The organism is Streptomyces finlayi, assembly GCF_014216315.1.
Taxonomy (GTDB): domain Bacteria; phylum Actinomycetota; class Actinomycetes; order Streptomycetales; family Streptomycetaceae; genus Streptomyces; species Streptomyces finlayi_A.
The window spans coordinates 6239373-6265986 of record NZ_CP045702.1 but is presented as its reverse complement, the minus strand read 5'-3'; the positions used below and the strand labels follow the sequence as shown (position 1 = coordinate 6265986).

At 70.1% G+C, this 26614-nt stretch carries 22 protein-coding genes and 1 pseudogene; 6 read left to right on the top strand and 17 right to left on the bottom strand.

The window, feature by feature from the left end; genetic code table 11:
• Nucleotides 1-5 precede the first annotated feature (5 nt).
• The 4 genes and pseudogenes from zwf to F0344_RS36915 form a co-directional block, all read left to right on the top strand.
• Nucleotides 6-1538 carry a glucose-6-phosphate dehydrogenase gene (gene zwf / locus F0344_RS28625; RefSeq protein ID WP_185301512.1) on the top strand — a complete coding sequence of 511 codons (1533 nt, stop codon included), beginning with the start codon at nucleotides 6-8 and terminating at the stop codon, nucleotides 1536-1538.
• A complete protein-coding gene (opcA, locus tag F0344_RS28620; protein ID WP_185301511.1) occupies nucleotides 1535-2578 on the top strand; it encodes a glucose-6-phosphate dehydrogenase assembly protein OpcA in 1044 nt (347 codons plus the stop codon). The genes zwf and opcA overlap by 4 nt, the downstream gene beginning before the upstream one ends.
• A complete protein-coding gene (pgl, locus tag F0344_RS28615) occupies nucleotides 2575-3357 on the top strand; it encodes a 6-phosphogluconolactonase (protein WP_185301510.1) in 783 nt (260 codons plus the stop codon). The genes opcA and pgl overlap by 4 nt, the downstream gene beginning before the upstream one ends.
• A 159-nt stretch (nucleotides 3358-3516) precedes the next feature.
• A pseudogene (locus tag F0344_RS36915) lies at nucleotides 3517-3648 on the top strand (VOC family protein); the annotation flags it as partial.
• Nucleotides 3649-3742: 94 nt separating this feature from the next.
• Here F0344_RS36915 and F0344_RS28605 read toward each other — a convergent pair.
• The 14 genes from F0344_RS28605 to uvrA all read right to left on the bottom strand — a co-directional run bounded on the left by F0344_RS28605 (nucleotide 3743) and on the right by uvrA (nucleotide 20884).
• Nucleotides 3743-5242: a PH domain-containing protein gene (locus tag F0344_RS28605; RefSeq protein ID WP_185301509.1), complete on the bottom strand. Its 1500-nt coding sequence runs from the start codon at nucleotides 5240-5242 to the stop codon at nucleotides 3743-3745.
• Nucleotides 5239-5742 (bottom strand): PH domain-containing protein, encoded by a 504-nt coding sequence (locus tag F0344_RS28600; RefSeq protein WP_185301508.1) that lies wholly within the window; start codon nucleotides 5740-5742, stop codon nucleotides 5239-5241. Before F0344_RS28600 ends, F0344_RS28605 begins: the two co-directional genes overlap by 4 nt.
• Nucleotides 5743-5747: 5 nt before the next feature.
• Complete coding sequence (gene pgi / locus F0344_RS28595; protein ID WP_185301507.1) at nucleotides 5748-7400, bottom strand: glucose-6-phosphate isomerase; 1653 nt, start codon at nucleotides 7398-7400, stop codon at nucleotides 5748-5750.
• A 153-nt stretch (nucleotides 7401-7553) separates the two neighbouring features.
• Nucleotides 7554-7889, bottom strand: coding sequence for an RNA polymerase-binding protein RbpA (locus F0344_RS28590; protein WP_136207022.1), 336 nt, complete (start codon nucleotides 7887-7889; stop codon nucleotides 7554-7556).
• A gap of 109 nt (nucleotides 7890-7998) precedes the next feature.
• Nucleotides 7999-8229 carry a preprotein translocase subunit SecG gene (gene secG / locus F0344_RS28585; protein ID WP_173317614.1) on the bottom strand — a complete coding sequence of 77 codons (231 nt, stop codon included), beginning with the start codon at nucleotides 8227-8229 and terminating at the stop codon, nucleotides 7999-8001.
• 118 nt (nucleotides 8230-8347) lie between these two features.
• Nucleotides 8348-9124, bottom strand: coding sequence for a triose-phosphate isomerase (gene tpiA, locus F0344_RS28580; RefSeq protein WP_185301506.1), 777 nt, complete (start codon nucleotides 9122-9124; stop codon nucleotides 8348-8350).
• Between the two features lie 6 nt (nucleotides 9125-9130).
• The gene (locus tag F0344_RS28575) at nucleotides 9131-10342 is read right to left on the bottom strand and encodes a phosphoglycerate kinase (RefSeq protein ID WP_185301505.1); all 1212 of its coding nucleotides are present in this window, start codon (nucleotides 10340-10342) and stop codon (nucleotides 9131-9133) included.
• Nucleotides 10343-10453: 111 nt separating this feature from the next.
• The gene (gap, locus tag F0344_RS28570; RefSeq protein WP_185301504.1) at nucleotides 10454-11464 is read right to left on the bottom strand and encodes a type I glyceraldehyde-3-phosphate dehydrogenase; all 1011 of its coding nucleotides are present in this window, start codon (nucleotides 11462-11464) and stop codon (nucleotides 10454-10456) included.
• A 415-nt stretch (nucleotides 11465-11879) separates the two neighbouring features.
• Nucleotides 11880-12869, bottom strand: coding sequence for a DNA-binding protein WhiA (gene whiA / locus F0344_RS28565; protein WP_185301503.1), 990 nt, complete (start codon nucleotides 12867-12869; stop codon nucleotides 11880-11882).
• The gene (locus F0344_RS28560; protein ID WP_185301502.1) at nucleotides 12860-13894 is read right to left on the bottom strand and encodes a gluconeogenesis factor YvcK family protein; all 1035 of its coding nucleotides are present in this window, start codon (nucleotides 13892-13894) and stop codon (nucleotides 12860-12862) included. Before F0344_RS28560 ends, whiA begins: the two co-directional genes overlap by 10 nt.
• Entirely contained in the window at nucleotides 13891-14877 is a 987-nt protein-coding gene (gene rapZ, locus F0344_RS28555; protein ID WP_185301501.1) for an RNase adapter RapZ, read from the bottom strand. Before rapZ ends, F0344_RS28560 begins: the two co-directional genes overlap by 4 nt.
• The gene (gene uvrC / locus F0344_RS28550; RefSeq protein WP_185301500.1) at nucleotides 14874-16970 is read right to left on the bottom strand and encodes an excinuclease ABC subunit UvrC; all 2097 of its coding nucleotides are present in this window, start codon (nucleotides 16968-16970) and stop codon (nucleotides 14874-14876) included. Before uvrC ends, rapZ begins: the two co-directional genes overlap by 4 nt.
• 106 nt (nucleotides 16971-17076) lie before the next feature.
• Nucleotides 17077-17505: a Rieske (2Fe-2S) protein gene (locus tag F0344_RS28545; RefSeq protein ID WP_185301499.1), complete on the bottom strand. Its 429-nt coding sequence runs from the start codon at nucleotides 17503-17505 to the stop codon at nucleotides 17077-17079.
• 334 nt (nucleotides 17506-17839) lie between these two features.
• On the bottom strand, nucleotides 17840-20884 hold the full coding sequence (gene uvrA, locus F0344_RS28540; RefSeq protein WP_185301498.1) for an excinuclease ABC subunit UvrA: 3045 nt from the start codon (nucleotides 20882-20884) through the stop codon (nucleotides 17840-17842).
• A gap of 175 nt (nucleotides 20885-21059) precedes the next feature.
• Here uvrA and F0344_RS28535 point away from each other — a divergent pair, with 175 nt between their 5' ends.
• Both F0344_RS28535 and F0344_RS28530 read left to right on the top strand, forming a co-directional pair.
• Nucleotides 21060-21746, top strand: coding sequence for a maleylpyruvate isomerase family mycothiol-dependent enzyme (locus tag F0344_RS28535; RefSeq protein WP_185301497.1), 687 nt, complete (start codon nucleotides 21060-21062; stop codon nucleotides 21744-21746).
• 10 nt (nucleotides 21747-21756) lie between these two features.
• Nucleotides 21757-22413 (top strand): MBL fold metallo-hydrolase, encoded by a 657-nt coding sequence (locus F0344_RS28530; RefSeq protein ID WP_185301496.1) that lies wholly within the window; start codon nucleotides 21757-21759, stop codon nucleotides 22411-22413.
• Nucleotides 22414-22537: 124 nt separating this feature from the next.
• On the opposite strand, the gene F0344_RS28525 is transcribed toward F0344_RS28530, so the two are convergent.
• The 3 genes from F0344_RS28525 to F0344_RS28515 form a co-directional block, all read right to left on the bottom strand.
• On the bottom strand, nucleotides 22538-23554 hold the full coding sequence (locus F0344_RS28525; RefSeq protein ID WP_185301495.1) for a TerC family protein: 1017 nt from the start codon (nucleotides 23552-23554) through the stop codon (nucleotides 22538-22540).
• Between the two features lie 266 nt (nucleotides 23555-23820).
• The gene (locus F0344_RS28520; RefSeq protein WP_185301494.1) at nucleotides 23821-25728 is read right to left on the bottom strand and encodes a TerD family protein; all 1908 of its coding nucleotides are present in this window, start codon (nucleotides 25726-25728) and stop codon (nucleotides 23821-23823) included.
• A gap of 192 nt (nucleotides 25729-25920) precedes the next feature.
• A complete protein-coding gene (locus F0344_RS28515; RefSeq protein ID WP_179764401.1) occupies nucleotides 25921-26487 on the bottom strand; it encodes a TerD family protein in 567 nt (188 codons plus the stop codon).
• Nucleotides 26488-26614 lie beyond the last annotated feature (127 nt).

Genomic DNA, 26614 nt, shown 5'->3' with positions numbered 1-26614 from the left:
CCATCTTGTCTGGTGTTCCCGGAGCCAACCCGCTTCGTGACGCCCAGGACCGACGGCTCCCGCGTATCGCGGGGCCGTCGGGCCTGGTCATCTTTGGCGTCACGGGCGATTTGTCCCGTAAAAAGCTGATGCCCGCTGTCTACGACCTGGCCAACCGCGGCCTGCTGCCGCCGGGCTTCTCGCTCATCGGCTTCGCGCGCCGCGAATGGCAGAACGAGGACTTCGCCCAGGAGGTCCACGACGCCGTCAAGCAGCACGCCCGTACGCCGTTCCGCGAAGAGGTCTGGCAGCAGCTCATCCAGGGGATGCGCTTCGTCCAGGGCAACTTCGACGACGACGAGGCCTTCGAGACCCTGAAGTCCACCATCCAGGAGCTCGACAAGGCACAGGGCACGGGCGGCAACTTCGCCTTCTACCTGTCCGTGCCGCCGAAGTTCTTCCCGCAGGTCGTCCAGCAGCTCAAGAAGCACGGGCTGGCCGACCAGGGGGAGGGCTCCTGGCGGCGAGCCGTCATCGAGAAGCCGTTCGGTCACGACCTCACCAGCGCGCAGGAGCTCAACCAGCTCGTGCACGACGTGTTCCCGCCCAACGAGGTCTTCCGTATCGACCACTACCTGGGCAAGGAGACGGTCCAGAACATCCTGGCGTTGCGCTTCGCCAACACGATGTTCGAGCCGATCTGGAACCGGTCCTACGTCGACCACGTCCAGATCACGATGGCCGAGGACATCGGCATCGGCGGCCGGGCCGGTTACTACGACGGCATCGGCGCGGCCCGCGACGTCATCCAGAACCACCTGCTCCAGCTGCTGGCACTGACGGCGATGGAGGAGCCCGGCTCCTTCCACCCCAAGGCGCTGGTCGCGGAGAAGCTCAAGGTCCTCACGGCGGTGGAGCTTCCGGAAGACCTGGGCAAGCACACCGTGCGCGGCCAGTACTGCCACGCCTGGCAGGGCGGCGAAGAGGTCCTCGGCTATCTGGAGGAGGACGGCATCAACCCCAAGTCGGTGACCGACACCTTCGCCGCGATCAAGCTGACGATCAACAACCGCCGCTGGGCGGGGGTGCCGTTCTACCTCCGTACCGGAAAGCGGCTCGGCCGCCGGGTCACGGAGATCGCGGTCGTCTTCAAGCGCGCCCCGTATCTGCCCTTCGAGTCCGGTGCGACCGAGGAGCTGGGCAGCAACGCCCTGGTCATCCGCGTCCAGCCGGACGAGGGCGTGACCGTGCGGTTCGGCTCCAAGGTGCCCGGCACCTCGATGGAGGTCCGGGACGTCACGATGGACTTCGCGTACGGCGAGTCCTTCACGGAGTCCAGCCCGGAGGCGTACGAGCGGCTCATCCTCGACGTGCTGCTCGGCGACGCCAACCTCTTCCCCCGCCACCAGGAGGTCGAACTCTCCTGGAACATCCTCGACCCGATCGAGGAGTACTGGGACAAGCACGGCAAGCCCGCGCAGTACGCGGCCGGTACCTGGGGCCCGGCCGAGGCTGACGAGATGCTCGCACGCGACGGACGGAGCTGGCGCCGGCCATGAAGATCGATCTCACGGAAACCACATCCAGCAAGATCAACCAGGCGCTCGTGTCGGGCCGCCGGGCCATCGGCACCCCTGCCATCGGCATGGTGCTGACGCTCGTCATCGTCACCGACGAGGAGAACGCCTACGACGCCCTCAAGGCGGCGAGCGACTCCTCCCGCGAGCACCCCTCGCGGATCATCGCGGTGATCAAGCGGGTCAGCCGTTCCCCGCGCAGCCGGCGTGACGCACGGCTCGACGCCGAGGTCCGGGTCGGTTCCGACTCGGGCACCGGCGAGACCGTCGTCCTGCGGCTGCACGGCGAACTGGCCAACCACGCCCAGTCGGTGGTCCTGCCGCTCCTGCTGCCGGACGCCCCCGTCGTGGTGTGGTGGCCGCAGGACGCTCCCGCCGACCCGGCGAAGGACCCGCTGGGCGCGCTGGCCCAGCGCCGTATCACGGACACCTACTCGGCGGCCCGGCCGCTCGACGAACTGGCCGTGCGCGGGGCGACGTACAGCCCCGGCGACACCGACCTGGCATGGACCCGCATCACGCCGTGGCGTTCCATGCTGGCGGCCGCGCTCGACCAGCAGGCCGCGGAGGTCGTGGCCGCGTCCGTCGAGGGCGAGTCGGACAACCCGAGCTGTGAGCTGCTCGCCATGTGGCTCGCGGACCGGCTCGGTGTCCCGGTGGAGCGGACGCAGTCCAACGGTCCCGGTCTGACGGCCGTCCGCATGGAGACCAGGAACGGCACGGTCACACTGCACCGGCCCGACGGTTCGCTGGCCACACTCTCCATGGAGGGCCAGCCGGACCGAGGAGTGGCGCTCAAGCGCCGGGAGACCGCCGAGCTCCTCGCGGAGGAGCTGCGGCGCCTCGACCCGGACAACACCTACGCCTCGGCGGTGAAGTTCGGCACGGACAAGCTGGCCGGACCCGAGGCCCCGGCCGCTGGGTCCGGGGAGAAGCCCCCGGCCGCCACCCCGGCGGCCACCCCGGCCGCCACGGCCGCGGCCGCGAAGAAGACCGCTGCCAAGAAGGCGGCTTCGAAGTGAACACTCCCCAACTGGTCGTGCACCGTGACAAGGAGCTGATGGCGCAGGCCGCGGCGGCCCGGCTGATCACGAAGATCGTGGACGCCCAGGCCACTCGCGGACACGCCTCGGTGGTGCTGACCGGCGGGCGCAACGGCAACGGCCTGCTGGCCGCGCTCGCCGCGACGCCCGCGCGGGACGCGATCGACTGGTCGCGGCTCGACCTGTGGTGGGGCGACGAGCGTTTCCTGCCCGAGGGCGACCCGGAGCGCAATGTCACGCAGGCCCGCGAGACCCTGCTGGACTCGGTGGCGCTCGACCCGTCCCGGGTGCACGCGATGCCGGCTTCGGACGGCCCGTACGGTGACGACGCGGACGCGGCCGCCGCGGGGTACGCGGCGGAACTCGCCGCGGCTTCGGGGCCGGAGAACCACGGCCCCGTACCGACGTTCGACGTGCTGATGCTGGGAGTCGGACCGGACACGCATGTCGCGTCGCTCTTCCCGGAGCTCCCCGCGGTACGGGAGACCGAGCGCACCGTCGTCGGTGTGCACGGCGCGCCCAAGCCTCCGCCGACCCGCGTCTCGCTCACGCTGCCCGCCATCCGGGCGGCGCGCGAGGTGTGGCTGCTGGCGGCGGGCGAGGACAAGGCGGAGGCCGCGGCCATCGCCCTGTCGGGCGCCGGGGAGATCCAGGCCCCGGCGGCGGGAGCGTACGGACGCAGTCGCACGCTGTGGCTGCTGGACGCGGCGGCGGCCTCGCAGCTGCCGCGCGCGCTCTACCCGCCGGCCTCTCCCTGAGAGCTCGTCAGCAGGACGCCGCGGAGGCCCGGTTCGTTCTCAGGAGCGGCCGGGCCTCCGCCATGAAACCCCTGGTGCCCACGATGCGTGTCGGAACCGTGGTGACGGGTGCGCCGGACATCAGGCGCGCAGCGTCGTTCTGGAAGTCGGCGCTCGACCATGTGGAGCGGGAGCCGGTCGCCGGTGCAGGAGTTCCCCCGGGTCCATCCCGATCCGTACACCGACGAGCGGGACGGCGAGGTGGAGCGGCTGCTCGCGCTCGGGGCGGTCCGGGTGGCCTGGGAGCTCCACCCGCCTGACCCGGACTCCGTGGTGCTCGGCGACGCGGAAAGCAACCGCTTCTGCGTCTTCGACACGACGCACGGCTCGGCCCGGCCGAGGAGGGCTAAGACCTCTCCAGGAAAGGCTCCAGCAGCCCCGGGACGGCCTCGGACGCGAAGCCGAGGCCCTCGGACGCGTCGGTGTCGTAGGCGGTGTACGCGCCTGTTCCGGCGGCTGTCGTGGCGGTGATGCTCAGGAGCCCTGACCGCCGCTGGAAGAACGATTGCCGCACGGTCCAGCCGATCACTCCGGCCCGTTCCAGCGCGGCCGTCGAGCGCCGGACCGTGCCGGAGCGGGTCACCAGGTAGGCGCCGCCCACGGCGTGCCCCAGGGCGCGGTACGCGTCGAGGGCGAGGAGGACGGCGAGCGGCAGGAACACCACGGCGCAGGCCAGGGCGATCCACAGCAGGACGGGCGTCAGCAGGGCGCCGAGGACGGCGAGGACCGCCACGGGGGCCAGCACCGCCCAGAGGGCCCAGCCGAGTCGCCTGCGCCGGGCGGCGCGCGGGTGTCCGGTCAGCGGGGCGCCCGTGGGGGTCGCCGGCTCGCGCAGCACGTCGGCGGCGACCGAATCGGCCAGCGTGCGGGGCACGGTCGGCAGCAGGGTGTTGTGGGTGCCGTGCTTTTCCTTGTCGTCCTGGGTCAGACCGGTCGTGATCGCGTCCAGCCGGGCGGCGCCCAGCAGCCGGACACCGAGCGGCTCGACGAGCTCGATCCCGCGCAGCCGCCTTTCCTCGATGGAGACCGACCGGGAGGTGAGGAGCCCGCGGCGGACCCGCAGGGTGCCGCCCGGTTCCCGCTCCAGCCGGTAGCTCCACCACATCTCGACCCAGAGGCCGAGCGCACCCACGATGCCCGCGACCCCCGCGGCGAGGACCAGCACGAGGACCGTCCAGAGCAGCGGGGTGTCGCGGAACAGGTCGCCGGCCCAGGCGATCACCCGCCCCTGCGCCCCGGCCCATTCGCTGACCTGCATCACGGCCCCGGCCGCCGCGCCGCCCAGCATGGGGGCGACGAAGGAGGCGGGCGCGTACCGGATCCACCGGAGGTCCAGGGCGATCAGTTCACCCTCGCGGTGGCTGCCCGCCGGGCCGGTGGCCGCGCGTTCCAGGAGCAGGCGGCGCAGCCGCTCACCCTCGGCCCGGGTCACGGGGTCGAGTTCCAGTGTCGAGTCGCTGCCCGCGTGCTCGCCGGTGCCGATCCGTACCGTGACGAGTCCGAGGAGGCGCAGCAGCGGGCGGGCCGTGAGGTCGACGCTGCGGATGCGTTCGCGGGCCAGCGAGCGCTCCTTCACCAGCAGGAGGCCGGTGTGCAGGGCGACGCGCTCGGCGCCGACGCGGTAGCGGGTGCGGCGCCAGCGTACGTAGTCGGTCCCCGCCGAGCAGCAGGTGAGCAGGACGACGGCGGCGGCCGTCCAGACCAGCGCGCTGCCGGTCCCGATGCGGCCGGCGACGGCGACGGCGACCGGTACGGCCGCGCCCACGAGTACCCCCGCCGTGACGAGCACCGTGACCAGGACCGTACGCCGGTCCAGGCGCCGCCAGTCGTCGGCGGGGGTGCTCATGTGGCGTCCCCGGGGGTGTCCTGGGTGATCCGGGTCAGCCGTTCGGCCAGCTCCGCCGCCACCGCGTGGTCGAGGCCCTCGATCCGTACCGCACCCTTGGCGGACGCGGTGGTGACGGTGACCGTGGCCAGCTTCCAGAGCTGTTCCAGGGGGCCTCGGACGGTGTCCACCGTCTGGATACGGGACATCGGCGCGATCCGCCACTCCTGCCGGAAGACACCGGTCCGGACGTAGACCGCTTCGTCGGTGACCTCCCAGCGGTGGGTGCGGAACCACCAGAGGGGGAAGAGGACGGCACAGGCCAGGCCGGTGACCGCCAGGACGGCCGCGGCCGTCAGCAGCCAGAACCGGGCCGGCCCGATGAACGCGCCGAGCACACCCAGCACCAGCACGGGCACGGCTGTCATGAGCAGCCACTGGGCCCGCCACCAGCCGACGGCTCTGCGGTCCAGCCTGTTGCGCGGCGGCCGCAGCCGCACCGTCCCTTCCCCCGTCACCACTTCGCTCAGCGTCCCCGCAGGGTGCGGTACGCGGCGACGAGGGCGGCCGTGGAGCTGTCGAGCCGCTCCCCGCCCGTGCCCTCGGTCAGGACCGGCTCGATCTTCTTGGCGAGGACCTTGCCGAGCTCGACACCCCACTGGTCGAAGGAGTCGATGTTCCACACGGCGCCCTGGACGAAGACCTTGTGCTCGTACAGCGCGACGAGCTGGCCGAGCACCGAGGGGGTGAGCCGGTCGGCGAGGACGGTGGTCGTCGGGTGGTTGCCGCGGAACGTCTTGTGCGGCACCAGCTCCTCCGGCACGCCCTCCGCGCGGACCTCCTCCGGCGTCCTGCCGAAGGCGAGCGCCTGGGTCTGCGCGAAGAAGTTGGCCATCAGCAGATCGTGCTGGGCGACCAGTCCGGGCAGCAGGTCGTCGACCGGCTGGGCGAAGCCGATGAAGTCGGCGGGGATGAACTTGGTGCCCTGGTGGATCAACTGGTAGTAGGCGTGCTGCCCGTTGGTCCCCGGCGTGCCCCAGACGACGGGGCCCGTCTGCCACTCCACCGGATTGCCGTCCCGGTCCACGGACTTGCCGTTGGACTCCATGTCCAGCTGCTGCAAGTACGCGGTGAACTTGGACAGATAGTGGCTGTAGGGCAGCACGGCGTGCGACTGGGCGTCGAAGAACCCGCCGTACCAGACGCCCAGCATGCCCAGCAGCAACGGGGCGTTCTCCTCGGCCGGGGCGTTGCGGAAGTGCTCGTCGACGAGGTGGAAGCCGTCGAGCATCTCGCGGAAGCGGTCCGGACCGATGGCGATCATCAAGGAGAGACCGATCGCCGAGTCGTAGGAGTACCGGCCGCCGACCCAGTCCCAGAACTCGAACATGTTGTCCGTGTCGATGCCGAAGTCGGCGACCTTCCCGGCGTTGGTCGACAGCGCCACGAAGTGCCGGGCGACGGCGTCCTGATTGGCCCTCAGCCCGGTGAGCAGCCAGTCGCGGGCCGAGGTGGCGTTGGTGATGGTCTCGATCGTGGTGAACGTCTTCGAGGCGATGACGAACAGCGTCTCGGCCGGGTCCAGGCCCTGCAGCGCCTCGTGGAGGTCGGCTCCGTCGACGTTCGACACGAACCGGAGGGTGAGCGAGCGGTCCGTGAAGGAGCGCAGCGCCTCGTACGCCATTGCGGGGCCGAGGTCGGAGCCGCCGATGCCGATGTTGACGATGTTCTTGATGCGCTTGCCGGTGTGGCCGGTCCACTCCCCCGACCTGACGCGGTCGGAGAAGGCCGCCATCCTGTCCAGGACGGCGTGCACGGCGGGCACCACGTTCTCGCCGTCGACCTCGATCACGGCGTCGCGCGGAGCGCGCAGCGCGGTGTGCAGGACGGCGCGGTCCTCGGTGGTGTTGATCTTCTCGCCGCGGAACATCGCGTCCCGCAGTTCCGCGACCCCGGTGGTGGCGGCGAGCTCGCGCAGCAGGCGGAGCGTCTCGTCGGTGACCAGGTTCTTGGAGTAGTCGACGAGGAGGTCGCCGACCCGGAGGGTGTAATCGCTACCGCGGTCCGGTGCGTCGGCGAACAGTTGCCGCAACTGGGTCGCGCCGAGTTCCTCACGGTGCTTGCCGAGAGCCGTCCACTCGGGCGTCTGACTGAGCTTCGTTCGGCTTTGTGCGTTCATCCCGGGTATCAGCCCACTTCTTCTCGTACCTGCACATGCCCCGCTGCCCCTCCAACCTAATTGATCCGGGGGGCGTGCGGCGCGAGGGCGCTGTGCGGCACGGGAAAAGCGGTCCGGCCGGGCACCCTTGGGTGACCGGCCGGTGAACAACTTCTAGATTTCGCCGCGGAGTTTCGCGAGTGCTTCGGCAAGAATGGCCTCGCCGTCCGCGTCGCTGCGCCGCTCGCGTACATACGCCAGATGCGTCTTGTACGGCTCGGTGCGCGGCGGGTCGGGCGGGCTGTCCCGGTCCTGGCCGGCCGGGAAGCCGCAGCGCGGGCAGTCCCAGGTCTCCGGAACCTGCGCGTCATGGGCGAAGCTCGGCTGCGTCTCGTGCCCGTTCGAGCACCAGAAGGAGATGCGGAGGCGCGGCGCGGACTCGCCCCGCTCGGCCTCCCCCATCGGCCCCGCTCCGACCCGGCTTCCCCGGATCGCGTTGCCACTTGCCACGGTCGTAACTCCCTGCGTGATGGTGCTCGAAGGTGCCCCAGTCTACGTAAGGCCCAACGCGCGTCCAGTGATTGGAGTTACACCCTCACCGGGAATCGCGGACGCCGGGTCAGTTGTCCAGCTTCATCAGCAGACCAAGTACGACAATGCATGCGAACCACACGAGACCGACCACCACGGTGATGCGGTCGAGGTTGCGCTCGGCGACCGAGGAGCCGCCGACGGACGACTGCATTCCGCCACCGAACATGTCGGAGAGGCCGCCGCCCTTTCCCTTGTGCATCAGCACCAGCAGCATCAGCAGCAGGCTGAAGACGATCAGGGCGATCGAGAACCCCATAATCACGGCTGGTCCCTACTTTCCGGAATTCCCTTGGACTGCGCATACGGACAACGGGGGCCGGAGGGGTACCCCCTCGGCCCCCGCTAGGGTACGACGGATCGGCGCTACCGCATACTCACTGGTCGCGGAAGCGGACGATCTTGACGAACTCCTCGGCGTCCAGCGCCGCGCCTCCGACCAGTGCGCCGTCGACGTCGGGCTGCGCCATGATGGCCGCCACGTTGCCGGACTTCACGGAGCCGCCGTACTGGATACGGACGGCGTCGGCCAGCTCCTGCGAGTACAGCTCGGCGAGGCGGCCACGGATCGCTCCGCACACCTCCTGGGCGTCCTCGGGGGTGGCGACCTCGCCCGTCCCGATGGCCCAGACGGGCTCGTACGCGATCACGATGGACTCGGCCTGCTCGGCCGGGATGTCCTTGAGGGCGCCGTCCAGCTGCGCGAGGGTGTAGGAGACCTGGTCACCGGCCTTGCGGATGTCCAGGCCCTCGCCGACGCAGAGGATCGGGGTCAGGCCGTGCTTGTACGCGGCCTTCACCTTGGCGTTGCAGATCGCGTCGTCCTCACCGTGGTACTGGCGGCGCTCGCTGTGGCCGACGGCCACGTACGTGCACTTCAGCTTGGCGAGCATGGCGCCGGAGATCTCACCGGTGTACGCACCGGATTCGTGCGCCGAGATGTCCTGGGCACCGAACTTGATCTTCAGCTTGTCGCCGTCCACCAGTGTCTGCACGGAGCGCAGGTCGGTGAAGGGCGGCAGGACGGCGACCTCCACGGCGTCGTAGTCCTTGTCGGCCAGGGCGAAAGCGAGCTTCTGGGTGTGGGCGATGGCCTCGAGGTGGTTGAGGTTCATCTTCCAGTTGCCCGCCATCAGCGGGGTACGGGTAGTCATTGAGTGTCAGTCCTCCAGTGCGGCGAGGCCGGGAAGCGTCTTGCCTTCGAGGTATTCGAGGCTGGCGCCGCCACCGGTCGAGATATGGCCGAATGCATTCTCGTCGAAGCCCAGGATGCGCACGGCGGCGGCACTGTCTCCGCCGCCGACGACGCTGAAGGCCGGGGAGTCGACGAGGGCCTGGGCGACCGCTCTGGTGCCCTCGGCGTAGTCGGGGTGTTCGAAGACACCCATGGGACCGTTCCAGAAGACCGTGGCCGCGTCGGCGAGCTTCGCGGCGTACAGCGCGTTGGTCTCCGGGCCGTTGTCCAGGCCCATCGAACCGGCCGGGATGGCGTCGGCGGCAACGGTGACGGGATGGCTCGGGCCCTTGCTCTTCAGGTCCGGGAAGCGCTCGGAGACGACGACGTCGACGGGGAGGACGAACTCCACGCCCTTCTCCTCGGCCCGCTTCAGGTACTTCAGCACCGCCGGGATCTGGTCCTCCTGCAGGAGCGAGCTGCCGACCTCGTGGCCCTGGGCCTTGAGGAAGGTGTACGCCATTCCGCCGCCGATGAGGATGCGGTCGGCCCGCTCCAGGAGGTGGTCGATGACGCCGAGCTTGTCGGAGACCTTGGAGCCGCCGAGCACGACGGCGTACGGGCGCTCGACATCCTCGGTGAGCTTCTTCAGGACGCCGACCTCGGTGGCGATCAGGTCGCCCGCCGCGTGCGGCAGCCGGGCCGGGAGGTCGAAGACCGAGGCGTGCTTGCGGTGCACGGCACCGAAGCCGTCACCGACGTACAGATCGGCGAGTTCCGCCAACTGGTCGGCGAAGGCGCCACGCTCGGCGTCGTCCTTCGACGTCTCACCGGCGTTGAAGCGGAGGTTCTCGATGACGGCCACGTGGCCGTCGGTGAGGGCGGCGACCGTGGCGCGGGCGGAGTCGCCGACCGTGTCGGTCGCGAAGGCGACCTCGGTGCCGAGCAGCTCACCGAGGCGCGCGGCGGCGGGCGCCAGCGAGAACGCCGGGTCGGGCGCGCCCTTGGGGCGGCCGAGGTGCGAGGCGACGATGACCCGCGCGCCGGCTGCGGCGAGTTTGGCGATCGTGGGCGCGACGGCGCGGATGCGGCCGTCGTCCGTGATCGTGGTGCCGTCGAGCGGCACGTTGAGGTCGGCGCGGACGAATACCCGCTTGCCCGCGACCCCTTCGGTGAGAAGTTCGTCGATCGTCTTCATCTGTTCCGGTACTCCTTGGAAGGGCGAGAGAGCATGCGACGGGGCTCGAACGGCGCTGCGTTGCGCCGTCCGAGCCCCATGCTCACATCGAGTTGCCTGCCGCTCCGAAGATCAGAGCTGGCCGCCGACGAAGACGGTCAGGTCGACGAGACGGTTGGAGTAACCCCACTCGTTGTCGTACCAGCCGAGGATCTTCACCGTCTTGCCTTCCTGAACCATCGTCATGGACGAGTCGAAGGTGCAGGACGCCGGGTCACCGACGATGTCCGAGGATACGATCGGGTCCTCGGTGTACGCGAGGAACCCCTTGAGGTCGCCGTCGTCGGTCGCCTTCTTGAACGCGGCGTTGACCTCGTCCTTGGTGACCTCGCGGGTCAGCTCGACGACCAGGTCGGTGGCCGAACCGGTCGGGACCGGGACGCGCATCGCGATGCCGTCGAGCTTGCCCTTGAGCTGCGGCAGGACCAGAGCGGTGGCCTTGGCGGCACCGGTCGTGGTCGGGATGATGTTCTCGGCGGCGGCGCGCGCGCGACGCAGGTCCGAGTGCGGGAAGTCCAGGATCCGCTGGTCGTTCGTGTACGCGTGGACCGTCGTCATCAGGCCCTTGACGATGCCGAAGTTCTCGTCGAGAACCTTGGCCATAGGCGCCACGCAGTTGGTGGTGCAGGAGGCGTTGGAGATGACGTGGTGGTTGGCCGCGTCGTACTTGTCCTGGTTGACGCCCATCACGATCGTGATGTCCTCGCCCTTGGCCGGAGCCGAGATGAGGACCTTCTTGGCGCCACCGGCGATGTGCTTCTCGGCGTCGGCCTTCTTGGTGAAGATGCCGGTCGACTCGATCACGATGTCGACGCCCAGCTCGCCCCAGGGCAGGTCGGCGGGGTTGCGCTCGGAGAGCACCTTGATGGTGTGACCGTCGACGGTGATGGTGTCGGCGGTGTGGCTCACCTCTGCCTTGAGACGACCCAGAATGGTGTCGTACTTCAGCAGGTGGGCCGTGGTCGCAGTGTCACCCAGGTCGTTGACAGCCACGATCTCGATGTCCGCACCCTGCTCCAGCAGCGCGCGGAAGTAGTTACGTCCGATGCGGCCAAAGCCGTTGATGCCTACGCGGATCGTCACGAACCGATCTCCTCGTTAGGTACGCCGGTTTTCGACGCCGGCGAGTTGTATAGGGATGTCCCCGACCGCCTCCGACCCTACCCCTCCGGGGACCGGGAAGTGACATCGAGAGCGGCCGGACGGGGCCGGGAAGCCCTACTCCCGAGTAGGAGTTGCCGCCTCCGCTCCCGGGTCGCGCCACGGCCGACGGCCCCCCGCCGGACCGCCGGGGCGGTCGGCCGCGCCCGCTACGGAGGGTCAACACCCCTGTGTTCTGCGCCTCTTTCCGGTGCGATGTGCTTGCGCGGGGCCGTGCCTGTGGGGTATTCGGACGGTCCGGACATGCCGCTGCCGGCGCACCCTCACGGGTGCGCCGGCAGCGGCATGTCCGGACCGGAAGTCCGGGCGAGGTGTCCGGGCGAGGTGTCCGGGAAGGTCAGCCGACCAGGCCGTCGGCCAGTTCCTCGCTCAGGGTGGACTCCGTCCCCGGGATACCCAGGTCCTGGGCCCGCTTGTCGGCCATGGCCAGCAGGCGGCGGATACGGCCGGCGACCGCGTCCTTGGTCAGCGGTGGCTCGGCCAGCGCGCCCAGCTCCTCCAGGGACGCCTGCTTGTGCTCCATACGCAGCCGTCCGGCCGCCGCGAGGTGCTCGGGGACCTCTTCGCCAAGGATCTCCAGCGCGCGCCCCACGCGGGCGCCTGCGGCAACCGCCGCCCTCGCCGAGCGGCGCAGGTTGGCGTCGTCGAAATTGGCGAGGCGGTTCGCCGTGGCACGGACCTCGCGCCGCATCCGGCGCTCCTCCCAGGCCAGCACCGCGTCGTGCGCCCCCAGGCGGGTGAGCAGCGCACCGATGGCGTCGCCGTCACGGACCACGACACGGTCCACGCCGCGCACCTCACGGGCCTTCGCCGCGATGGAGAGCCTGCGGGCCGCGCCGACCAGGGCGAGCGCCGCCTCGGGACCCGGGCACGTCACCTCCAGCGAGGAGGAACGGCCCGGCTCGGTGAGCGAACCGTGCGCCAGGAAGGCCCCGCGCCAGGCCGCCTCGGCATCGCAGGTGGCCCCCGAGACCACCTGCGGGGGCAGCCCGCGGATGGGACGGCCGCGGCCGTCCACCAGTCCGGTCTGGCGGGCCAGCTGGTCGCCACCCGCCACCACCCGTACGACATAGCGTGAGCCGCGCCGCAGTCCGCCGGGGGCCATCACGATCAGCTCCGAGCTGTGCCCGAAGATCTCCAGGATGTCGCGCTTGAGGCGGCGGGCCGCGTTACCGGTGTCCAGCTCCGCCTCGATCACAATCCGGCCGCTCACCAGGTGCAGCCCGCCCGCGAACCGAAGAATCGCCGAGACCTCCGCTTTCCTGCAGCAGGTCCGGGTGACGGGAAGATGAGAGATTTCGTTCTTCACCGCTGGCGTCATCGCCATGGGCCGATCCTTCCATGCATCCGAAAAATACGGTCGTACGCGGCGGCCAACAGCTCCGGATCATGAATCGGAACGCCATCGGGTGAAGCCACCGGCGCCAGCTCGACCGCGGCACCGAGCCGTTCTGCGGCGTCGGCGAGGGCCTCACGGTCGGGCACGGCGGCCTCGTCGGCCAACACCACGTCCAAGGCGAGTTTAGGGGCGTGTCGTCCCAAAACCTCCAAATGACGCTGCGGTGAGAAGCCATCTGTTTCACCGGGTTGCGGCGCGAGGTTCAGCGAAAGGACCTTCCGGGCCTTCGTGGCGACCAGTGCGTCGTGCAGTTCCGGGACGAGAAGGTGCGGAATCACCGAGGAGAACCAGGACCCCGGACCGAGCACCACCCAGTCCGCGTCGAGGACGGCGGCGACCGCTTCGGGGACGGCGGGCGGGTCGGCGGGGACGACGTGCACGGACTGCACCTCGCCCGGGGTGAGCGCCACCGTCGCCTGCCCGCGCACGGTGACCATGTCGTCGGCGCGCTCCGGGTCGTGTCCCCTTACGAGAGCCTGGAGCTCCAGGGGTACGGCGGACATCGGCAGCACCCGGCCGTGGGCACCGAGGAGCTTGCCGACGAGGTCGAGCGCCTGCACATGGTCACCCAGCTGCTCCCAGAGGGCGACGATCAGCAGGTTGCCGACCGCGTGCCCGTGCAGATCGCCCTTGGACTCGAAGCGGTGCTGGATGACCTGGGCCCACGTCTGGCCCCATTCGTCGTCCCCGCAGAGCGCGGCCAGCGCCTTGCGGAGGTCACCCGGGGGCAGCACGCCCAGCTCCTCGCGGAGCCGGCCGCTGGAGCCCCCGTCGTCGGCGACGGTGACCACGGCCGTGAGGTCGCCCGTGATCCGGCGCAGGGCCGTGAGCGAGGCGGACAGCCCCATGCCGCCGCCAAGGGCGACGACCTTGGGCTGGGCGCCGCGCTTGCGTCCGGACAGCGCGGATGTCGCTCTGCTCAACCGCCGCAGACGCAGATTGCGGTTGGTCACTCGCGCCCCATGTCCCTGTGGACGAGGACGGTCTCGATGCCCTCCGTGGCCAGCCGGGCGGCCAGCTTCTCGGACATCGCCACGGAGCGGTGCTTGCCGCCCGTACACCCGACGGCGACGGTCACATAGCGCTTGCCTTCGCGGCGGTACCCGGTGGCGATGAGCTGGAGCAGTTCCGTGTACTGGTTGAGGAACTCCTTGGCGCCCGGCTGGTCGAAGACGTAGGCGGACACCTCCTCGTTGAGCCCGGTGAACGGCCGCAGCTCCGGCACCCAGTGCGGGTTCGGCAGGAAGCGGCAGTCCACCACCAGGTCGGCGTCGACCGGCAGGCCGTACTTGTAGCCGAACGACATCACCGTGGCCCGCAGCTCGGGCTTCTCGTCACCGGCGAACTGCGCGTCCATCTTGGCGCGCAGCTCGTGCACGTTGAGGCTGGAGGTGTCGATCACCAGGTCGGCGTCGCCACGCAGCTCGCGCAGCAGGTCGCGCTCGGCCTCGATGCCGTCGACGATCCGGCCGTCGCCCTGGAGGGGGTGTGGGCGGCGGACCGACTCGAAGCGGCGCACGAGGGCGTCGTCCGAGGACTCCAGGAACACGATCCGGCGGGTGACGTGCTTGGCCTCCAGGTCCGCGAGGGACTCCCGGAGGTTGTCGAAGAAACGGCGGCCCCGGACGTCGACGACGACGGCGATGCGGGCCACGTTGCCCTGGGACCGGGCGCCGAGCTCCACCATCGTGGGGATCAGCGCGGGCGGGAGGTTGTCGACGACGAACCAGCCGAGGTCCTCCAGACACTTGGCGGCGGTGCTGCGCCCGGCGCCGGACATGCCGGAGATGATCACCAGTTCGGGGATGGCCGGCGCGGTGACCTCATCCGTCTCACTCGTGGTGCCCGTACTCACGTCTGCTGCTCCGTCTGCTCGGTCGGTGCTGTGCTGCCCGGGTTCGGTTCCGTGTGCGCGTTCGTTCTCGTGCTCAGTCATGACGTGCCCCCGTCGTCCTCTTCAATGATCTCTCCTGTGGCCGTGTTCACGGCGGGCGCGCCCGGGGTGGTCGAGGCGAGAGCGGCGGCCACTGATTCCGCCGTCCTGCGCCCTATCCCCGGGACCTCGCAGATCTCGTCGATTGTCGCCTGCCGGAGCTTCTTCACGGAGCCGAAATGCTTGATCAGAGCCTGCTTCCGGGTCTCACCGAGACCCGAGACGTCGTCCAGTGGGCTGCTGCGGAGGCGCTTGGCGCGTTTGGCGCGCTGGTACGTGATGGCGAAGCGGTGGGCCTCGTCACGGATTCGCTGGAGGAGGTAGAGGCCTTCGCTGGACCGTGGCATGACGACCGGGTCGTCGTCATCGGGCAGCCAGACCTCTTCGAGGCGCTTGGCGAGGCCGCAGACGGCGATGTCGTCGATGCCCAGCTCGTCCAGGGCGCGCTTCGCGGCTGCCACCTGCGGCTGTCCGCCGTCGACGACGACGAGCTGCGGCGGGTACGCGAACCGCCTGGGCCGGCCGTCGTCCTCCCGGGGCTCGGCCGCGGTGCCGTCCCCGGCGGGCACGGCGTCCATGGGCGCGACGTCCATGGGCGGGGGTACGGGGCCTGTCGGGGCGGGGCCCGCGTCCGCCCGCGCGGAGGAGACCTCCCCCTCGCCCGTGCGGGAGGTCTCCTCCCCCTCGCCCGTGCGCTCCTTGTCCTGGAGATACCGCTTGAAGCGGCGGCCGATCACCTCGTGCATCGACCGCACGTCGTCCTGGCCCTCGAAGCCCTTGATCTGGAAACGCCGGTATTCGCTCTTGCGTGCGAGACCGTCCTCGAAGACCACCATGGACGCCACCACGTCGTCGCCCTGGAGATGCGAGATGTCGTAGCACTCGATGCGCAGCGGGGCCGTGTCGAGGCCGAGCGCCTCGGAGATCTCCTCCAGGGCGCGGGAGCGGGTGGTCAGGTCGGAGGCGCGCTTGGTCTTGTGCAGCCCGAGGGCCTGCAGGGCGTTGCGCTGGACCGTGGCCATCAGGTCCTTCTTGTCGCCCCGCTGCGGAATGCGCAGGCTGACCTGCGAGCCCCGGCGCCCGGCGAGCCACTGGGCGACCGCCTCCGCGTCCTCGGGCAGGGCGGGAACCAGGACCTCCTTGGGCACGGAGTCGCCCGTCTCCTCCCCGTACAACTGCTGGAGCGCGTGCTCGACGAGGCCCGCGGTGTCGACCGCCTCGACCTTGTCGGTGACCCAGCCGCGCTGGCCCCGGACCCTGCCACCCCGGACGTGGAAGATCTGGACGGCCGCTTCGAGTTCGTCCTCGGCGACGGCGATCAGATCGGCGTCGGTGGCGTCGGCGAGGACGACCGCGCTCTTCTCCATGGCCCGTCTGAGGGCCTCCGCGTCGTCGCGGAGCCGGCCGGCCCGCTCGTACTCCATCTCCTCGGCCGCCCGCATCATGTCCTTCTCCAGGCGGCGGATGTACGTACCGGTCCGGCCTGCCATGAAGTCGCAGAAATCCTCGGCGAGTTCACGGTGTTCGTCGGGGGTGACCCGGCCGACGCAGGGCGCGGAGCACTTGCCGATGTACCCGAGGAGGCAGGGGCGGCCGGTCCGCTCGGCGTTCTTGAAGACGCCTGCGGAGCATGTACGCACGGGGAACACGCGGAGCATCAGGTCGACGGTCTCGCGGATCGCCCACGCGTGCCCGTACGGTCCGAAGTAGCGCACGCCCTTCTTCTTGGCCCCTCGCATCACCTGGACGCGGGGAAAGTCCTCGTTGAGGGTGACCGCGAGATACGGATAGCTCTTGTCGTCGCGGTACTTGACGTTGAACCGGGGGTCGAACCTCTTGATCCAGGAGTACTCCAGCTGGAGCGCCTCGACCTCCGTGGAGACGACGGTCCATTCCACGGAGGCGGCCGTGGTGACCATCGTGCGCGTGCGCGGATGGAGACCGGCCAGGTCCTGGAAGTAGTTGGCCACACGCTGGCGCAGGTTCTTGGCCTTCCCGACGTAGATCACCCTGCGGTGCTCGTCGCGGAATTTGTAGACCCCCGGGGAGTCGGGGATCTGTCCCGGCTTGGGGCGGTAACTGGAGGGGTCTGCCATGTCTCACACCCTACTTGTGGGCAGTGACAGCGCGGATTCACCGGCGACCGGCGAAGTCGGCCGGGCCAGTGCCCGGGGCGGGCTCGGGAGTCTGCCTGCCCGCCCGTCAGGCGTCGGGGCCCGCGACGAGCCGGCCGCCCTCGGCCGTGACCGGTACGGAGGGCAGCGGCACGGTGGCCGGGCCCCGCAGCACCTTGCCGGTCGTGATGTCGAAGCGGCTGCCGTGGCAGGGGCAGTGGCCCTCGGTGCCCTCGACCTTGTCCAGGACGCAGCCCCCGTGGGTGCACTGGGCGCTGAACGCCTTGTACTCGCCCTTCGCGGGGCAGCTCACGACGAGCCGCTGTTCCCGGTAGAGCTTGGCACCGCCGACCGGAACCTCGTCCGCCACGCCGAGCGCGACGGGGGCGGTCGGCGTGGGCTCCTTCGCGTGGCCCAGCTTCGACTCGGTCGAGCAGGCGGCCACACCCAGCCCTGCGGCACCGGCGAGAGCGGCGCCCTTCAGCACGGTACGGCGGGCGGCGGGCAGGCCGGACATGCGGGCTCCACGGGGTGAGGGGGCAGAGCCGCCAGGGGCACCCGGGGGCCGGGGTCCGCAGGCGGCGGCGACAGAACCGACGATACCGGCGGAGACCGGCGTCCCTTCGGCCGGGCCGGTACCGGCAGGTGGCGGGAGGTGCCGGGGCGGGTGCGGGTGCCGGGGCAGGTGGCGGGAGGTGCCGGGGCGGGTGCGGGTGCCGGGGCAGGGGCCGGGGCAGGGGCAGGGGCAGGGGCAGGGGCAGGGGCAGGGGCGGGAGGGACAGGGGCGGGAGGGACAGGGCCCGACGACGAGGTGGCGGCCCCGGGGCACAGGACCGCCACCTCGCCCGTGCTCACGCCTTCGGGCCGCGGGCCGTCTTCTTCGCGGCGGGCTTCTTCGCGGCCGCCTTCCTGGCCACCGCCTTCTTCGCGGCAGGCTGCGCCACCGCCCTGGCCGTCTTACGGGCGGGAGCCGACTTGGCCGCCACCGCCTGCTTGGCAGCCGGCTTCCTGCCCGCCTTGCGGGCGGTCGGCATCGCGGCCTCGCTGATCCGGTCCGCCCCCAGGATGCCCTGGAGGAACTTCCCGGTGTGGCTGGCGGGCACCGAGGCGATCTGTTCGGGCGTGCCCTCGGCGACGACCAGACCGCCTCCGTTGCCCCCTTCGGGGCCCATGTCGACGACCCAGTCCGCGGTCTTGACGACATCGAGGTTGTGCTCGATGACGATCACCGTGTTGCCCTTGTCGACCAGCCCCGAGAGCACGGTGATCAGCTTGCTGATGTCCTCGAAGTGCAGACCGGTGGTCGGCTCGTCCAGGACGTAGACCGTGCGGCCGGTGGAGCGCTTCTGAAGCTCGCTCGCCAGCTTCACACGCTGCGCCTCACCGCCGGAGAGCGTCGGCGCGGACTGCCCGAGCCTGACGTACCCGAGGCCGACCTCGTTGAGCGTGCGCAGATGGCGGGCGATCGTCGGGACGGCCTCGAAGAAGGCGAGCCCCTCCTCGATCGGCATGTCCAGCACCTCGGCGATGGACTTGCCCTTGTAGTGGACTTCCAGGGTCTCCCGGTTGTAGCGCGCTCCGTGGCAGACCTCGCACGGGACGTACACGTCCGGCAGGAAGTTCATCTCGATCTTGATCGTGCCGTCACCGGAGCAGTTCTCGCAGCGGCCGCCCTTGACGTTGAAGGAGAAGCGGCCCGGCAGATAGCCGCGCACCTTCGCCTCCATCGTCTCGGCGAAGAGCCGGCGGACATGGTCGAAGACTCCGGTGTACGTGGCCGGGTTGGACCGCGGCGTACGGCCGATCGGCGACTGGTCGACGTGCACCACCTTGTCGACGAGGTCGTCGCCCTCGACACGGGTGTGCCGGCCGGGCACCGACTTGGCCCCGTTCAGCTCGCGGGCCAGGTGGGTGTAGAGGATGTCGTTGACCAGGGTCGACTTACCCGACCCTGAGACACCGGTGACCGCGGTGAGCACACCGAGGGGGAAGGAGACGTCGATGTCCTGGAGGTTGTTCTCCCGGGCGCCGTGCACCGTGAGCTGCCGCGCCGGGTCGACCGGGCGCCGGATGTCGGGCATCGGGATGGCGCGCTTGCCGGCCAGATACTGGCCGGTGATCGACTCCTTGTTGGCCAGCAGGTCCTTGAGTGAGCCGGAGTGGACCACCTTGCCGCCGTGCTCACCGGCGCCGGGGCCGATGTCGACGACCCAGTCGGCGACCTTGATGGTGTCCTCGTCGTGCTCTACGACGATGAGCGTGTTGCCCATGTCCCGGAGCCTGACGAGTGTCTCGATCAGGCGGTGGTTGTCCCGCTGGTGCAGTCCGATGGACGGCTCGTCCAGCACATACAGGACGCCCACCAGGCCGGAGCCGATCTGGGTGGCCAGCCGGATGCGCTGGGCCTCGCCGCCGGACAGGGTGCCCGCTGCGCGGTTCAGCGAGAGGTAGTCCAGGCCGACGTCCACGAGGAACTTCAGCCGCTCGTTGACCTCCTTGAGCACCCGTTCGGCGATCCTCTTGTCGCGGGCGTTCAGCTTGAGTCTCCCGAGGAAGTCGGCGCACTCGCTGATCGACATCGCGGCGACCTCGGCGATGGACTTCTCCATCACCGTCACCGCGAGAACGAGCGGCTTGAGGCGGGTGCCCTCACAGGTCGGGCAGGGCACCTCCCGCATGTAGCCCTCGAAGCGCTCCCTGCTGGAGTCGCTCTCGGCCTCGGAGTGACGGCGCTTCACGAACTGCACCGCGCCCTCGAAGGACGGGGTGGTGTATGCGCGCTCGCGTCCGTACCGGTTGCGGTAGCGCACCTCCGTCTGGATCTTGTGGCCGTGGAGCAGGGCCTTCCTGGCGCGCTGGGGCAGTCCCGCCCAGGGCATGTCCGTACGGAATCCGAGGGCTTCGGCGAGTGCGCCGATCTGCCGCCCGAAGTACTCCTTGGTGTGCCCGTGCGACCAGGGGTGGATCGCGCCCTCGTCGAGGGACTTGTCCTCGTCCGGGACGATCAGCTCCGGGTCGACCTCCATGCGCGTGCCGATGCCCGTGCAGTCGGGGCAGGCGCCGAAGGGCGAGTTGAAGGAGAAGGAGCGGGGCTCCAGCTCCTCGAAGGAGAGGTCGTCGTAGGGGCAGTAGAGGTGCTCGGAGTACATCCGCTCGCGCTCGGGGTCGTCCTCGGGGAGGTCGACGAAGTCGAGCACGACCATGCCGCCGGAGAGGCCGAGCGCGGTCTCCACCGAGTCGGTCAGACGGCGCTTGGCGCTGTCCTTGACCGTGAGTCGGTCGATGACCACCTCGATGGTGTGCTTCTCCTGCTTCTTCAGCGTGGGAGGCTCGGAGAGCTGGATGGTCTCCCCGTCGACCCTGGCCCGGCTGTAGCCCTTGGTCTGCAGATCGGAGAAGAGGTCGACGAACTCGCCCTTCCGCTCGCGCACCAGCGGCGACAGCACCTGGAAGCGACTGCCCTCGGGCAGGCCCAGCACCTTGTCGACGATGGCCTGCGGCGACTGGCGCGAGATGGACCGCCGGCACTCCGGGCAGTGCGGCTTGCCGATCCGCGCGAACAGCAGCCGGAGGTAGTCGTAGACCTCGGTGATGGTGCCGACCGTCGAGCGCGGGTTGCGCGAGGTCGACTTCTGGTCGATGGAAACCGCTGGCGAGAGGCCCTCGATGAAGTCGACGTCCGGCTTGTCCATCTGGCCGAGGAACTGCCGGGCGTACGAGGAGAGCGACTCCACGTAGCGTCGCTGGCCCTCGGCGAAGATCGTGTCGAACGCGAGGGACGACTTGCCCGACCCGGAGAGCCCGGTGAAGACGATGAGGGAATCGCGGGGGAGGTCGAGCGAGACGTTCTTGAGGTTGTGCTCGCGCGCGCCACGGACGATGAGACGGTCGGCCACGCCGGTCCGCACCTTTCTTGAGAGAAGCGGGGGAACTGAGCCCCTGTCCCAGGGTATGGGGGGCGCCACAGCGATGTAGAAGGCTTTCGACTCCGAGCGTATAGCACGCACATTCGATTTACGGCCGAGCCCGGACTCCTTCACCCGATTGAGTGGCGGGGCTAGGCTCGACCTCATGATTGATCATGTGCGCGACCTGGGCGCTGTACGCGAGGCAACCGATCGACTGCTCAACGCAACGGGCAAACTGGACAACATTTCACTCGCCGAGCCGTCACGGCTGCCGGGCTGGAGCCGGGGCCATGTACTGGCCCACCTCTCACGTAACGCGGATGCGCTCGTAAATGTTCTCCAGGGGCGCCCGATGTACGCGAGCAGCGAAACCCGGGACCAGGACATCGCCCGCGATGCCGCCCGGCCGCTCGACGAGCAGCTGCGCGACCTCCGCGAGAGCGCGGCCGGCTTCCTGCAGGCCGCGGCCGGCATCGCCGACTGGGCCCGCACCGTGACTCTGCGCAACGGCGTGACGGACACGGCCTCACGCCTCCCCTTCCGCCGTCTGATCGAGGTCGAGCTGCACCACGTCGACCTGGGGATCGGTTGCGAGCTGGAGGACCTTCCGGAGGACTTCGTGACCCGGGAGAACGACTTCCTGGCGAAGCGCTTCACCGGGCACCCCACCGTCGTCGCGACGACGGTGGTCGCCGACGGACAGACGTGGACCACGGGCGGCGGCGCCGACGGCGGCCCCGTCACGGTCCGGGGGACTGCCCCCGAGCTCCTGGGCTGGCTCTCGGGGCGTCGCGACGGGTCCGCACTGACCACGGAAGGAGGCCCCCTCCCCGTACTGCCCCCGCTATAGGCTGGGTGGTATGACGTACAGCGGAGCAGTCAGGGTCGGCGGACCTGCGGAAGTGCACGAGTTGACCGATTTGATGATCACCAAGGTCGCGGTCGGGCCGATGAACAACAACGCCTATCTGCTGCGCTGCCGGGCCACCGGCGAGCAGCTCCTGATCGACGCGCCCGCCGAGGCCGGGATCCTGCTGCGGCTGATCGGTGACGACGGCATCGTGTCCGTCGTCACCACGCACCGGCACGGGGACCACTGGCAGGCGCTGGCCGAGGTCGTGGCGGCCACCGGAGCGCGTACGTACGCGGGGCGGTACGACGCCGAGGGCATCCCGGTCCCGACCGATGTGCTCGTCGAGGACAACGACACGATCCTGGTCGGCCGGGTCACGCTGACCGCCCGCCACCTCGCCGGCCACACTCCGGGCTCCATCGCCCTGGTCTACGACGACCCGCACGGGGCCCCGCACCTCTTCACCGGGGACTGCCTTTTCCCCGGCGGCGTCGGCAACACGAACAAGGACCCCGAGGCCTTCGCGAGCCTCCTCCACGACGTGGAGACGAAGCTCTTCGCGCCGCTGCCCGACGAGACCTGGGTCTACCCGGGGCACGGGCACGACACGACGCTGGGGGACGAGCGGCCGCATCTGCCGGAGTGGCGCGAGCGCGGCTGGTGAGCGTTCCCGGTCGTTGAACACCACACCGGCCGGGGTGGGCGGAAGGATCCGCCCACCCCGGCCGGTGCCGGTTGTCCTGCTACTTGTGTGTCCCGCTTCTTCCACGCCGTGGGGGTAACCCCGTTCAGGCGTCGATGCTCTTGCTCTCCTCGTCGGCCGGACCGGCCGTCCTGGGCGCAACCCCGGCCGCCTCGGCCGCCGCCTGCTTCTTGTTGGCGATCAGGCTGGTGATCGTGGTGACCACCAGGACGCCGCAGATGAAGGTCAGCGAGAACGGGATGGAGATCTCGGGGACGTGCACCCCGGACTCGTGGAGCGCGTGCAGCACCAGCTTGACGCCGATGAACCCGAGGATCACCGACAGGCCGTAGCTGAGGTGGACCAGCTTCTTCAGCAGACCGCCGATGAGGAAGTACAGCTGACGCAGACCCATCAGGGCGAAGGCGTTGGCGGTGAAGACGATGTACGGGTCCTGGGTCAGGCCGAAGATCGCGGGGATGGAGTCCAGCGCGAACAGCACGTCCGTGGTGCCGATGGCGAGCATGACCACCATCAGCGGGGTCAGGATGCGCTTGCCGTTCTTCTGGATGAAGAGCTTGGTGCCGTGGTAGCTGTCGGCCACGCCGAAGCGTCGCTCGACGGACTTGAGCAGCCGGTTCTCCTCGAACTCCTCGTCCTCCTCGTCGGCCCGCGCCTCCTGGATGAGCTTCCAGGCGGTGTAGATGAGGAACGCGCCGAAGATGTAGAAGACCCACGAGAAGTTCTCGATGACCGCGGCACCGGCGGCGATGAAGATCGCTCGCAGGACCAGGGCGATCAGTACACCGATGAGCAGCACGCGCTGCTGGAGGTGCGAGGGCACCGAGAACTTCGCCATGATCAGGACGAAGACGAAGAGGTTGTCGACACTCAACGACTTCTCGGTGATGAATCCGGCGAAGAACTCACCCGACGCCTGGCTCTCGCCGAACGCCAGCAGGCCGAACCCGAAGAGGGCGGCCAGCACGATCCAGACGATCGTCCAGATTCCGGCTTCCTTGGTCGACACGTCATGGGGCTTGCGCCCGATGAAGAAGTCGACGGCGATCAAAGCACTCAGACCAAAGATGGTCAGTGCCCAAAGGGTCCATGAAACGTCCACTGCGCCTCCGGCAGTTCGCTACGGCTACTGATCAGCGTCGTCGCTGCCGGAGGTCTCTTCCACCGAACGCGCGGGATGCGCGGCCGGTCGACGCCCCGGGACCGGTCACAGTCCGTACTGACGGGAACGTCGCGTATGGGAGTACTCCCCTCCGTCCCATGGACAGTACAGGAAACCCCAAGAGAAGGTAAAGAAAAGGGTAAGGGCGTCCCTAAAGAGCCAGGTCAGGGGCGATGGAGAGAGGTGCTTCCGGGGCCCCTCGCGGCTCAGCGGCCGCCGGCGCGGCGCGCCTCGGCCACCCTGGCGAGCACCTGCTCCAGCACCCTGCTGCCCGCCGGCAGTGTCATGGGTTCGTACGTCCACGCGTGACCGACCCAGGGGTCGGCGAGATGGTCGTCGGCGACGGGGGTGATCCGCAGCAGCGAACGCCACAGCGGGTCGAGCACCGGGCCGTACGCGGCGGCGTCCCCCCGGTCGGCAACCATCAGCAGATGGACGCCCACCGAGGGGCCCTCGTCCGCGAGGTAGCGCAGCTGGGTGACGGCCCGGTCGTCGAAGCCGTGCGGGAAGTCGTTGACGATCAGCAGCTGCTCCCCGGTGTCCAGGTCCGGCGGGAGCGAGTCGGCCGCACCGGCCCGGATGGCCATCTGTACGAGATCGACGCGCCGTGTGAGGTGGGCGAGGACAGAGGCGACTCCCCCGGCCCCGGCCGCCGGCGGCCCGGTGAGGACACCGGCCCGCACCAGGGGCGCCAGTGGCCCGGCGCCGGAGCCCGCCGCGTCGATGACGTGCACGGCGAACTCACCGGGGGGATGGACGGCGAGCAGGCGGGCGGCGTGCATGACGGCTGTCTCCATGGCGAGACGGCGCAGCTGGTCCGAGTCCAGGAGCGTGGCCGCTTCGGAAGCCGTACGGCCGCTGTCGACCCAGATGCCGCGCTCCAGGGGCAGCCGTACGAGCAGGGGGATGCGCAGTTCGGCTGCCTCGGGCAGGTGGAGGTCGCCGATGCGCAGGGCCATCGGCATCTCCATCGGGACCCGGTAGGCATGCCAGACGGGGTTGGCCCAGCCCGCGTAGGCGGCGGGGAGCGCGGGTTCGACGACGGCGGCCTCGGCGGCGAGCTGGGTGAGATCCCGGTCGAGGGCCTCCCGTGCCCGGTCCGTCAGTTCGTCACGCTTGGAGCGGGCGGCTTCGCGGGCCCGGTCGCCCGCTCCGCCGATCCGGTTGCGCGGGTCGGAAAGGGCGCGGTCGAGCTCTTGGTCCATGCGGGACTCGGCGAAGTCGACCGCGCTGCGATACGCCGCCGTGGCACGGGCCAGGTCCTCGAACATGCCCCAGATCTGGTTGTAGAGGCGCTCGTCCATGGACCAGCCGGTGGCATCGCCCGCGACCGGCGCGGCCGGGGATCCGGGCGGCGCGGACGGTGCGGCGGGCGGGGGCGGCGGAGGTGCGGTGGCCCGGCGGGGATGTGCGTAGCTGATGGGGCCCGGCAGCGGCTCCGGGGTGGCGGGAGCGGCGGGCACGGGCGGGGGCTGGCCCCCCGAGGACGGTGCGGGGCCCGCTCCCTGGCGCACACGGTCACCGTCGGGCGTACGGGGCGGCGGCGGGGCCACCGAGCGGGCCAGGCCCCGGGCGACCGCCTCCTGTATCGAAGCGGCCAGCTCCGCCGCCTGGGCGACCCCTTGGTCGGCGAGCATCTCGGCCAGCCCGTCCGCGTACCCCTGGCCGACGGCGCGGACCTTCCAGATGCCCTGGCGGCGGTAGAGCTCAAGGGCGGTGACGGCGGATTCGGCGTCCAGGCCGGTGAGGGTGAACGTCGCGATCTCGGTGCCGTCGAGACCGGTGACGGCGACGAAGGGTGCGGCGACCGCACCGAATCTCACCGGGCCGCCCACGCCGACGGGCAGGGCCAGCAGCACGGTGACGCGGTGCACCGAGCCGGGCAGTGCGTCGAGGTCGACGGCGAGCCGGTGATCGGCGGCGGCCTGCTTGGACACTTCGAGGCCGGGCAGCTGGGGCGACCCGGGGTGGGCGATCCACTCGATGCCGTGCACCGTGCCCTGTTCGTCGCCGAGAGTGGCACCGGCCACGACGGGTGAGCCCGCCGATACCCGGATCTCCAGACGGGTCTGGGGCAAGGTGTGGTTCTGCCCCCGGACCAGCTCGGCCGTCATTGCCCTGTCCCCTCGACGATGCGTCGTTGCCTACGTGCGCTGCTGCGGTGCCGTGCTGTGCGATACCCGGTCGCTATGCGGTGCAGCTCCCGGCGGCGGATGCCTCCGGGAGCTGCTCGTACCGATGCGTGCCAGGTTCTGCGGTCTTACAGGTGCTTGCAGATGCTTTCAGATGCCTGGAGGCGCCGGTGCTTACAGGTGCGGCAGGATCGAGGGCATCAGGTCCTGGAAGGTACGGCCGTTGGCCGGGTTTCCGAGGGCGGTCATCTGCCATCCGCTGCCCGCGCGGTGCACCTTCGCCATGATCTGGGCGGTGTACTGGCCTCCGCCGTCGAGCGTGTAGCGCGCGAGCTCCTGGCCGTTGGTCTCGTCGACGATGCGGCAGAAGGCGTTCTGCACCTCCTGGAACGTCTGGCCGGTGAAGGAGTTCACCGTGAAGACGATCTGGTCGATGTGGACCGGGACCCGCTGGAGGTCGACGAGGATGGCCTCGTCGTCCCCGCCCGAGCCGGCGCCGCCGACGAGGTTGTCACCGGTGTGCTTGACCGAACCGTCGTCGCTGACGAGGTGGCGGAAGAACACCACGTCGACGGGCTGCTTGTCCGCGAACAGGACCGCCGAGGCATCCAGGTCGATCTCCCGGGTCCGTGAGCCGAAGAGGCCGCGGCGCGGAGCCGCCTGCCATCCGAGCCCCATCCGCACCGCGGTGAGGACTCCCCCGCCCCGCTTCTCCAGGCTGATGGCCTGCCCCTTGGTCAGATTGACGCCAGGGCCCCCGGGCGCATTGCCCTTGGATACGTCCACCACGCGCTGTCCCCTCTCAGAGTGTCCCCGCAACCACCTGTGGGTGCGGTTGCCCCGCACCCTACGCAGTGGCACCGACAGC